9 protein-coding genes are annotated in these 10,905 nt (G+C 58.9%); 2 read left to right on the forward strand and 7 right to left on the reverse strand.

What is annotated here, in order from left to right; all coding sequences use genetic code 11:
* Positions 1-59: 59 nt before the first annotated feature.
* Together GKG34_RS07400 and GKG34_RS07405 are read right to left on the reverse strand one after the other, a co-directional pair.
* The gene (locus tag GKG34_RS07400) at positions 60-1,493 is read right to left on the reverse strand and encodes a tRNA nucleotidyltransferase (protein ID WP_154255900.1); all 1,434 of its coding nucleotides are present in this window, start codon (positions 1,491-1,493) and stop codon (positions 60-62) included.
* Entirely contained in the window at positions 1,490-2,428 is a 939-nt protein-coding gene (locus GKG34_RS07405; protein ID WP_154255901.1) for a ribonuclease Z, read from the reverse strand. The genes GKG34_RS07400 and GKG34_RS07405 overlap by 4 nt, the downstream gene beginning before the upstream one ends.
* 120 nt (positions 2,429-2,548) lie before the next feature.
* Between GKG34_RS07405 and GKG34_RS07410 the strand changes: the two genes are divergently transcribed.
* Positions 2,549-2,722 (forward strand): hypothetical protein, encoded by a 174-nt coding sequence (locus GKG34_RS07410; protein WP_154255902.1) that lies wholly within the window; start codon positions 2,549-2,551, stop codon positions 2,720-2,722.
* A 45-nt stretch (positions 2,723-2,767) separates the two neighbouring features.
* On the opposite strand, the gene GKG34_RS07415 is transcribed toward GKG34_RS07410, so the two are convergent.
* From GKG34_RS07415 to rlmB, 4 genes are all read right to left on the reverse strand, one after another.
* Entirely contained in the window at positions 2,768-3,709 is a 942-nt protein-coding gene (locus GKG34_RS07415) for an Ig-like domain-containing protein (protein WP_154255903.1), read from the reverse strand.
* Positions 3,710-3,936: 227 nt separating this feature from the next.
* Positions 3,937-4,476, reverse strand: a complete 540-nt coding sequence (gene rbr, locus GKG34_RS07420) for a rubrerythrin (RefSeq protein ID WP_005941401.1) — start codon at positions 4,474-4,476, stop codon at positions 3,937-3,939.
* 165 nt (positions 4,477-4,641) lie between these two features.
* Entirely contained in the window at positions 4,642-7,374 is a 2,733-nt protein-coding gene (locus GKG34_RS07425; protein ID WP_154255904.1) for a cell envelope biogenesis protein OmpA, read from the reverse strand.
* 48 nt (positions 7,375-7,422) lie between these two features.
* Complete coding sequence (gene rlmB, locus GKG34_RS07430; protein ID WP_154255905.1) at positions 7,423-8,232, reverse strand: 23S rRNA (guanosine(2251)-2'-O)-methyltransferase RlmB; 810 nt, start codon at positions 8,230-8,232, stop codon at positions 7,423-7,425.
* 846 nt (positions 8,233-9,078) lie between these two features.
* Between rlmB and fba the strand changes: the two genes are divergently transcribed.
* The gene (fba, locus tag GKG34_RS07435; protein WP_005941384.1) at positions 9,079-9,942 is read left to right on the forward strand and encodes a class II fructose-1,6-bisphosphate aldolase; all 864 of its coding nucleotides are present in this window, start codon (positions 9,079-9,081) and stop codon (positions 9,940-9,942) included.
* Between the two features lie 93 nt (positions 9,943-10,035).
* Here fba and GKG34_RS07440 read toward each other — a convergent pair whose 3' ends face one another.
* Positions 10,036-10,830 carry a DUF1287 domain-containing protein gene (locus tag GKG34_RS07440; RefSeq protein ID WP_347563436.1) on the reverse strand — a complete coding sequence of 265 codons (795 nt, stop codon included), beginning with the start codon at positions 10,828-10,830 and terminating at the stop codon, positions 10,036-10,038.
* Positions 10,831-10,905 lie beyond the last annotated feature (75 nt).

A 10,905-nucleotide genomic window follows, 5' to 3' on the forward strand; every position in this document is an offset into this window, starting at 1 on the left:
TTTGGTGCATTCAACACACTAAAACAGTAGTATAATAGTAACTCTGAAAAAAGAGCTTGTCAAGACGCAGCGAGCTGCTGCACTGCGGCCAGCAGGGCTTGCCGCTCGTTGGGATATTCTTCCCGGATCACACCGTCCAGCAGCGCTTCCAGCACTTTGCGGATGCCCGGCCCCGCCGGGACACCTGCCGCCATCAGATCACAGCCATTCACAGCCAGCTGGCTGACGCGGCAGCATACGCCGTCCGCGTCCAATTGTTCGGCCAATTCGGAAAGTGCAGCAAAATCAGCCGCCCGTTCCGGCTGCAGGGCTGTGCCCAGTGCTGCCAAACGCTGCACGGTACACAAGTTATATTTGCCCAGTAGTCGGCGGGCGTAGATAGTAAAGTCGGGTGTGACGGTAGTTTCTCTGAGGACCGTCCGCTGGGGTGGGACCCTGTTGCCGAAGGCAATAGGGCGGGCGATGGAATGGCCTGCAACGGCAACGACTGCCGCCTGCGGCGGAAACAAGGAGTTGCTGTTGGGGCAGCGGCCAGCAGGATGCGAGTGCTGCTCAAAGCACGAAGCATCCGCTGGGTGCCGCAATCCGTACTCGTGTCCGAAGAGAAAGCTACCGTCACGCCTTCTGGCTTCCCGCACCAGCACCGCCGTTTCCTCAATACAGGCATTGGAGCAGCGCAGGCGCTTGAGGGTGCGGCGGATGCCATCCTCGCCAAGGCTGTACAGCAGCGCCGCCAGCCGGATGGGCAGGTTTTCTGCACCCGCCGGGCAGGCATCCACCACCGGCTTTGCCGCCGCCAGTGCCTCCGATGAAAGCTCCGGCAGAATAACAAGCAGTATTTTTTCGTTAAGATATGCCGCAGGGGCGGGTGCGCTCAGCAGTTTTGCAAGCTCTTCCGCGATGCGCTCCACCGATACGCAGTCCAGATGGGCACACAGCTCCTGTGCCGCCTGCGCCGTGGGCGGGTCGATGGCAAAGCCAAACCGGGCTGCGAAGCGGTACAGCCGCAGGATGCGCAGCGCGTCCTCGGTGAACCGCTGGCGGGGCACACCCACCGCCCGTACGATGCCGCTTTGCAGGTCGGCCTGCCCGCCAAAGGGGTCCACAAAGCCCTCTTTTTCATTGTAGGCCATGGCGTTGATGGTAAAATCCCGCCGGGCCAGGTCCTCCCGCACATCCGGCACAAAATGCACCTCGTCCGGGTGGCGGCCATCTGTGTAGGTGCCTTCTGTACGGAAGGTGGTGATCTCGTAAAGGGCACCGCTCTGCTTCACCGTTACCGTGCCGTGCTGCAGGCCGGTGGGGATGCACCGCTGCGCGCCGAACAGCTCCATCACCTGCTGCGGCAGAGCACTGGTGCACAGGTCCCAGTCGTGCGGTGTAAGGCCCAGCAGACTGTCCCGCACGCAGCCGCCCACCACGTAGGCTGCATAGCCCGCCCTGTGCAGGGTGTCCAGCAGCTCTGCCGCACCCTCGTCCATCCGGATGGTCATGGCTGTGCCTCCTCGTACTGCAGGGTGATGCTTTTGCCGTCAAAGCCGCACTCCGCCGCCGGGAAGATGCTCTGTGCCTGCGCGGCATACTCCTCCGGGTCGGTGATCATGGGGGAATAATGGGTCAGCCAAAGCCGCTTTGCTCTCGCCTGCGCGGCAAGGGTCGCGCTCTGCCCAAAGGTGCTGTGCCCCCACTGACGGGCCTGGTCTTCCTGCTCCGGAAGGGCATAGGTGGCATCGCATATCAGCAGGTCTGCGTCATGCGCCGCCTGCAAATAATACGGGCAGGGGGCCGTATCGCCGGAAAATACCACGCTCAACCCCTTGCGCGGGGCGCCCAGTACCTGCGCAGGCTGCACCGTTCTGCCCTCCACGGCAACGCTCTGCCCTTTCTGCAGCAGCTTCCATTGCTGCACCGGCACCCCCAGCGCCCGGGCCTGCTCCGGCGAAAATTTGCCTGCACGGGGCAGCTCCAGCCGGTAGCCAAGGCTTTTTACCCGGTGCTTTGTGGCAAACGGCACCAGCCGCGCACCGGCAGGCCAGCCCTCGCTCAGCGCATCCAGCGCCAGCGGCTGGCCCTGCATAAGCACCTGCGGCTTCACCGGATAGGGCAGCGGGCCGGTCAGTGCCCGCACCGCCGCCCAGATATCCGGCAGGCCCTCCGGACCCAGCAGCGCAAGCGGCCTTGTGCGGCCCTGCGCCCCCAGAGTCTGCAAAAGACCCGGCAGACCAAAGATGTGGTCGCCATGGTAGTGGGTCAGGCAGATGGCATCTGCCCGCATCAGGTTCACGCCTGCCCGGTGTGCCGCTGCCTGCGTACCCTCGCCGCAGTCCCACAGCAGGCCGTGACCGCCGCAGGCAGCAAACGCCGCCGAAAGCGCCCGGTCCGGCAGTGGCATGGTAGCCGCAGTGCCCAGCAGTGTAATGGTCAGCATAAAATCGCTCTCCCTGCACAGTAGATTTCGATATTTTATTGTACCACAGCCCAGCACGTTGCACAATCACTGCTGGCCGCGCATAGCATGGGCCAGCACAGCAAAAAGGGGGGCAGCGGGATGAGACGCAAAAAAGGGGATCCTTTTTCCGGCAGGCCGCACAGCGGCCTTGGATGGGTGCTTCTGCTCGCCGCACTGGCCCTGTTTCTGCTGGCCGGTGCGCCCGGCTGCATGGCCCAGCGGATGGCGTGGTCTGCCCGGGGAACGATGATCTTTCTGCCCAGCGGGTTTTGAAAAAATGGGAGCATCCTGCTGCACAGAACACTCCCATTTTTCTTTTTATTTTCCATCCGAATAGGGCAGCTGGCCGGTCAGGGTCAGCGTTTCGGCAAGTTCGTCCTCCGAGCGGAACCGCCACGCCGCCGCTCCCACGGCCACATAGCAGGCATCGGCACGACCCTCCGGTGTAACGGCAAGGATCATCGTTTCACCGTCGCCCACCGCCGTTACCATGCCATCCGCACTCACAGTTGCCACGCCCGGATTGCTGCTGAGCCATGTCATCGTTCCGTTTTTGGTGCCTGCAGCCTGCGCGGTCAGCTTCTGACTGGCTCCCACTGCCTGCAGCAACATGGCATTTTTGCTCATCTGCACCCGTCCGATCTCCGATGTGACCGTTACCGTGCAGCGCAGCACCTGCCCGGCTGTGGTCAGTGCGCTGATGACGGCCTTGCCGGACCCCTGCGCCTTTACGGTACCGTTTGTGCTTACCGATGCCACCGCCGGGTTGCTGCTGACCCACTGCCGCACATAGGTAAACCCGCCTTTGTTCTGTTCCAGCTTCAGCTGTTTCGTCGGGGCAGGCTCCTGCTCTGTAATGGTAAGCGTCAGATCGCTGGTGTTCAGCACCAGGCGGCTGGCTGTGCTTTTGCGCACCGTGATGGTACAGGTGGTCTTTTCGCCGCGCTCATTGCGGGCCGTGACGGCCGCTGTGCCCTCGGCATGGCCGGTCACCTTGCCGGTGCCGTCCACCGATGCCACTGCCGGATCACTGGAAGTCCAGATCAGAAAGAAGTAGTCGTTGGGTGCCTGCACATTCAGGTAGGCCACCGGAGCCGGGTCTCCTTCGGTGATATCCAGCGTCAGTTCGGCAGTGTCCAATGTCATGCCGCTGTCCGGCAGCGGCTGCTCCTGCGCAGCATAGGCCGAAAACGCCCCGGCTGCAAACAGTTCTGCGCACAGCACCACTGCACAAACACACGCTTTGAACCCCTGCTTCATGGGCTTTGCCCTCCCCGCCTGCTTTGCTGCAAGATCCTTTAAATATTCCTGTCTCCGTATTATTTTACACGCAGTGCAAAACCGGGTCAAGTTTTTTGCCCATTCTGCCGGGCAGCTGAGCCTTATTTTGTGGAGAATAATAAAATCCGCTTTTCAATTTTGTACAAAACGCCGCCGCACCCGGCAAACCGGATGCGGCGGCGCTGTTCTGCTTTTGAATTTTCAGCTTAGTAGTTGATCTTTTTCAGCTCAAAGTAGCTCTGCGGATGTGCGCACACCGGGCACTTGAGCGGTGCGGACTTGCCGATATAGGTGTAGCCGCAGTTCCGGCACTGCCATACCTGCTGCTCCTCGCGGGCAAAGACCTTGTTGTTTTTCAGGTTTTCAGCCAGCGCACGGTAGCGCTCCTCGTGCTCCTTCTCGATCTGTGCCACCATGGTGAACAGTGCTGCGATCTGAGGGAAGCCCTCTTCTTTGGCCTCCTTGGCCATGCGGGGGTACATCTCGGTCCACTCGTCGTGCTCACCGCCTGCTGCCATGTCCAGACAAGTCAGGGTATCGGGGATCGCGCCGCCGCACAGCAGCTTGAACCAGATCTTTGCGTGCTCCTTCTCATTGCCGGCGGTCTCCTCAAAGATCGCGGCCAGCTGCTCGTAGCCTTCTTTTTTTGCCATGCTGGCAAAGAAGGTGTACTTGTTGCGTGCCTGGCTCTCGCCTGCAAACGCTTCCATCAGATTTTTCTCGGTTTTGGTACCCTTCAGTTCCATGATGCTCTCCTTTCAAAAACGGATCTTCTGTCAGGATCGACCGATCCCGGCTCTATCATTCAGCCCGGCGGTAATTTTTTCGCCTGCGGCTCAGGTTCTGAACAGAGTATACCATATTTTTTGATGGAAATCAAGAACAGTTCCTATTTATTCTGAGAATATTTCTCAGTTATGCTGCTTCAGTGCACACACAGCAATGCTCAGGGCGCTCCACGCTGCCTGATACATCAGCACCGTTGCCACCGAAAGCTCCCAGATGCTGCCTGCACTGGTGAGCAGCGCTGCAATGATAATGGAGAACAGCACCGAGACCATCTGTACCGTGGTGGCGCTGCTCTCGGCGTTCTGGGCCTGATCCGCAGCCTGCAGACCGCCGGTCAGGCTGGCAAACGCCTTGAGATGGATCATGCAGCAGGTGTCCTCCGGGTCTGCCGGTGCGGCCTTGATGGCGTTGCACTGCTCCTGATCCAGCACGGTGATCATGCCTTCCGGCAGGCGGTATGCTTCGGTAATGTGGTGTGCAGTCAGACTGGGGTCCTGGCATGTGACCAGCAGGCGGATGTTCTCCTTTTGCAGTACGGCAAGGCTGCGGGCCACATTGCGCCCGCCCACATATTTCAGCACGAACATAGCGTGCAGATTGCCGGACACAGCCAGATACAAAATTTGCAGCTCGCCGTTCTTCGAGTGCTGCATCTCGTATTCCTCGTCCGGCAGCGGCACGCCCTCCTGCTCCAGATAGCGGCGGGTACCAATGAGGATGCGGTTGTTATCGCACCAGGCGGAAAAGCCCAGCCCATGGTGCTGCTCCAGATCCTTGACCGGGAACAGGATGTCTGTGCGTTCCTCAACGATCTGGCGGAACAACCCCTTCAGGGTGCCGTGGCTCTCGTTCAGCACGCTGGCCGCGTACAGGATGGCGCGGTCGATGCGGCCGCCCTTGAAGATGCGGATATCCTCCAGCTGTGCGCTGTCGGCGGTGAACAGGTCGTCTGCATCGATCTGCAGCGTATCAATGCCGCCCAGCTGCTCAATGGCCTGCCAACCGGGCACGACTGCGCCCACAGCCGCAGCCGCACGCTGCAGCCGTAGCGAGGCAACGCCCGCGATCAGGGTAGAGGAAAGCGGTGCGCCCATGCACAGCACAGCTGCCATGGCAGCCGCAGCTTTGTTCCAGCCGGCACCTGCCAGCAGGAACAGCACACCGCTGAGCAGGGCAACGCCCAGCAGGATGTACGAAACTTTGCGTGCACGGCGCTCGCTTGCGCGTTCGCTCAAGCTCTGCTCCACAAAGCCGTCAGCTTCCTTCATCGGGCGGCTCAGCAGCACCCAGGGGTCCTTCTGTTCCAGATCCCGTGCAAGGGCACGCAGCAGGTCTTTGTCCTTGGCGCGGTAGGCGCCCTCGAACTCCATACCATTGGTCACCAGCTCATAGCCGCCCTTGACAGCAGCCAGCATCACCCGGCTGCCCAGCAGCGCAAGGAACAGCCCCAGCGCGGCCATGCCGCTGAGCAGCGAGATGCCGGTGGTGCCGCGGTAAACATTTGCGTTCAGCATGGCTGTGACCGCCTGCACCAGCGCTGCCACTGCGGCCAGCGCCGGCATCGTCTCGGAAGAAGGCCGTCCGCGCAGGCCGTTCAGGCCGTCGCGCAGCACCGGGAAGCCCACGCACAGGCTTGCTGCCAGCAGCAGCAGGTTTGCACCATAGAATGCCGCCGGGGCAGCATCCGGGTCCAGCGCCGCCATGGCGGGCAGCAGTCCATCCGACACCAAACCAAAATGCAGCAGCACCACAGCCAGAATGCCGCCCAGCACGCAGCGCAGCGTCAGCTCTGCACTCATACGGTGCAGCTTATCCGCCGTAGCCTCCGGCTCGGTCAGCTCCGTTTCTGCATGTTCCTCCGGAGACACCGCGTCCTCCGCCTCAGCTTTCAGTTCCGGCTGTGGCGCAGCGGGTGCCTTCTCCGGTGCCTGCTGCGGCTCTTCACCGTCCAGCGGCAGCAGCGGCAGGCTCATGGTGTCCTCTTTTGCGGCAGGCTCCTCTGCCGGGGCCAAAGGTGCCTGCGGTGCGTCCTCGCTCTGCGCCTTGCCAAAGAAATCGGCCACCGGCTGCTTTTCCGGCCGCTCCGTTTTTTCCGGCTGCGGCACAGGTTCCGGCTGCAGCTCCGGTGCCGTCTCCTTTACCGCTGCAAACACAGCCGCGGGCAGCGGTGCACCGGACGATTTCTTTTTGCTTTCAGCCGGTTCAGTTTCTGCTGCCGGGGCTGCTTCGGCCCTCGGTGCAGGCTTTTCCGGCTTCTGGTCGCTCAGGCCGTTGATCATCGCCTTGAGCTGTGCCATCTCCTGCTGCTCCTGCTCTTCCTGCGGCAGCAGCACCTCCGGCGCATTCTTGGGGTGCCGGAGAGGCTTTGCCGTGCTGTGCTGCTCTGCGGGTCTAGCCGCCGGGACAGCGCTCTGCCGGGGTGTTTCCGGCTTCACTGCCGCCGGGGGTTCCGCCGTTTGCGATGCAGATTTTTCCTCCGGCTTTTTGGCGGGTGCTTCCGGCTGTGTATCCTCTGCTTCCTTTTCCAGAAAAGGCCACGGGGCCAGTTCCTGTTCCGGGTCTGCCTCCGGCTTCAGCATCAGTTCCAGATCCGCTTCCGGTTCCGGCTGCGCATCTTCACCCAGCCGCACCTCACCGGTGGGCATTTCCTGCGGCTGCTCTGCTGCAGCTTCGTCAGTCTCCTGCTTTTCCTTACCACGGCCAAACAGGCCAAACCGTTTCTGCGGCTTTTCCTCCGGCTGGTTTTCGTCCCTCCGGGTCATCTCCTCCGGGATATCCACCGCCGTGGTGCTGAAAAAGGAGCGGAACTTTTCATCCGGGGTCATTTCCCGGCCATTATTTTTATCTTTCGGCATTCTAGTCCCTCCTGTAATTCAAATTGAGGTTCCGGCCCGAATGCCGGATCATGCCTGCTGTGCTGCGCGCTGGGACTGGATCTCGTACAGAATAATGCCCGCAGCCACCGACACGTTGTAGCTGTCCACACCGGTGCCCGGTGCTGCCATATCCAGCCGCACCACACCGTCGCACAGCTTTTTCACCAGCTGCGAAACACCGCTGCCCTCGCTGCCCAGCACCAGTGCAATGGGGCCGGTCAGGTTGTTCCTGCGCAGAGACACGCCGTCCATATCGGCGCAGTAGACGAACACACCCTGCTCCTTCAGGCGGCGGATGGTCTCGCCGATGTTGGCCACACGAGCCACCGGCAGGCGTTCTGCGGCACCTGCGCTGGACTTGATGACGGTAGGCGTGACCGATGCGCCGCCGCGCTTTGGGATCACGATGCCATGCGCACCGCACAGCAGAGCACTGCGCATCACGGCACCCAGATTGTGCGGGTCTTCAATGCCATCGCTCAGCACCAGAAAAGGTGCCTCGCCCTTGTCCTTGGCTTCTGCCATCAGGTCGTCTACCGTCACGTATTTGATCTCGCTGGCAAATGCCGCCACACCCTGATGGCTCTCGGTGCCGGTCATCAGGCGCAGCTTGTTGGGGTGCACCCGCTTCACCGTGGCACCCGCTTCCTTTGCCAATGCGGTATAGTAAGCCGCCACGGCCGGAGCCATGCCCTCAGCAATGAGCACGGTGTCCACGCCGGAACCGCTTTTCAGCAGTTCGGTCACCGGATTTTTGCCATAAACAAGGCTCTCGTTCTTCTGCAGCGGCTCTTCCGGGCTGCGGCGCGGACGGCGCGACTGGTTCTTTTCTTCCATGATGATTTTCTCCTTCCGTTGTATCACCGGAAGGTGCTGTGCACACCCTCCAAAAGGCGCGCCGCACTCTGGGCCGCGCACCGGTATGATCTGAAGCTGATAACTCATTTTGAAGTATAGCATAAGCCGAACTTGTTTGCCAGCAAATTACCGTTTTTTATCCGCGTCCTGCAAAAGTTTTTCTGTTCGTGGTGCCGGAGACCGTTTCCGCTTTTTTGCAGAAATGTTCTGCCGCCCTGCATCAGCTTTACCCGGCTGCTGGGTAGATATCCCTCTGTTTTGCCGGAGAAAAAAGTTTTCCACAAAAACGCGGTATACAATCCGTAGAAGAGCGATTATTTTTCCACATGTTGAAAACCCTGTGGAGAAAGTTCAAAAGTCCAGCTTTAAAGCCTGTTTTGCCTGTGGAATTCCACACTTTCCACAAGGTTTTCCACTTTTTGGTTCGACCTTTTTTGATTTCCTGCGTACAATTTGTAGAATACAAGTCGGAAATATGACAATTTTTTGAACTGCATCCTGTCCGCTTTTGCCAAATTGCCCAATATCATTTTGACGAATGTGGATCTGTGTTGAAAATCCGTCCTTCATCACGCTTTCTGTCTTTCGGCCGCTTATTGCACATTATATGGAAATTTGTTGCATTCTATCGAATATACGCGCTTCTGGCAGTAACCCCCTGCACCCTGCCAGAAACAGAATCCCCGCATTGTTACAGGAAAAACACCGGTTTGGATTGATTTTGGCCGCTGTTTGGGGTATACTAATTCTGTAGGTTCGTTAAACCGTGCACAAAGCGGATATGAAACGAGCAAGACCCCAATGATTTTGTGGAGGTAATGAATAATGTTGGTAAATGCAACCGAAATGCTGATCAAAGCACGTGATGGCCACTACGGTGTGCCTCAGTTCAACATCAACAATCTGGAGTGGACCAAGTCCGTTCTGACCGCCTGCGAGGAAATGAAGAGCCCTGTGATTCTGGGTGTTTCCGAGGGTGCCGGCAAGTACATGACCGGTTTCAAGACCGTCGCTGCCATGGTCAGCGCAATGGTCGATTCCATGGGCATCACCGTTCCCGTTGCCCTGCATCTGGATCACGGCACCTACGAGGGCTGCAAGGCCTGCATCGAGGCCGGCTTCTCTTCCATCATGTTCGATGGCAGCCACTACTCCATCGAGGAGAATGTGGAAAAGACCAAGGAGCTGGTTGCTCTGGCACACGCTAAGGGCCTGAGCATCGAGGCCGAGGTCGGTTCCATCGGCGGTGTCGAGGACGGCGTTGTGGGTGCCGGCGAGATCGCAGACCCCGAGGAGTGCGCAAAGATCACTGCTCTGGGCATCGACTTCCTGGCTGCCGGCATCGGCAACATCCACGGTGTCTACCCGGCAAACTGGAAGGGTCTGGACTTCGAGGCTCTGGACCGCATCCACAAGGCCACCAATAACATCCCTCTGGTCCTGCACGGCGGCACCGGCATCCCCGACGAGATGATCGCAAAGGCAATCAGCCTGGGCGTTTCCAAGATCAACATCAACACCGAGTGCCAGCTGGTGTTTGCTGAGGCCACCCGCAAGTACATCGAAGAGGGCAAGGATCAGCAGGGCAAGGGCTTCGACCCCCGCAAGCTGCTGGCTCCCGGCGCAAAGGCCATCGAGGCCAAGTGCAAGGAGAAGATCGAGCTGTTCGGCTGCGCAGGCAAGGGCTAAGCAGAAGCTTGTATCGTAAGGGGAACTCCACCCAATAAATATGCGGCCCCGTCACGTTGAATGCTCAACGCGGCGGGGCCGTTTTTTCTACTTTTATTCAGAAATGCGGTAATGTCCGACGATGTCCGTTCGTCTTTCCAGAACGTCCTGCTCATAAGCCGTCTGCCATGGGTCATTGTGGTGAATGACATAGGGCACTCCGTTTTTATTTCGCCAGTCAGACACGATGCCGATATGTCTTTCAAAGATCACAATATCACCGCCCTGCCATTGTTCCGTTTCGGAAACATTGGTGGTCAGTTTGACCGTATTACGGGAGAAAAAGACCTTCAGGTTTCGCACCCTGCGAAAGTCTATATTTTTATCCGGCGCTGTAATTCCATATTCTTCTGGATGTTCCCGAATGTCCGTGTCTACCAGAGCCTGCAGATCATACCCTGCATTTTTCAGAGCATATGCTACCACATCAGTACAGACTCCATAGCCGTCGTCGGGATAACCGGTCTCATAATAGCGGCTTTTGTATTTTGGATGTGTACTCACATATGCCAGTGCGCCGTTCAGGATGTCTGTCTGGTCGTCTACACCGTCACCGTCTGCGTCTGCTGTGCTGTGCAGCTGCGGGATCTGGCCAGAAAATCTATCCTTCGGTCGGACAGCAGAAGTGTGCTGATAACGGCATAAAGTCAAAATGGTAAGAGCCGCCAGCAGAAACATCCCCACCGCCCTGACTGCAGATTTTCGCTCCACCTCATATTCCCCCTTTTGATAGACACGATCTCTCCGTGCCTTTTCGTGCACTGTACGCGCAATATGTAGCAAAAATTTCTGAAGCAGATCAAACAAGAAAAACGCCTCAGAATTTCTTCTGAAGCGTTTTTTGTTCAAGTCGGCGACTACCTATTTTCACGCGCCGTTTCCAGCGAACTATCTTCGGCACAAGTGAGCTTAACTTCTGTGTTC

The organism is Faecalibacterium sp. BIOML-A4 (genome assembly GCF_009679665.1).
GTDB lineage: Bacteria > Bacillota > Clostridia > Oscillospirales > Ruminococcaceae > Faecalibacterium > Faecalibacterium taiwanense.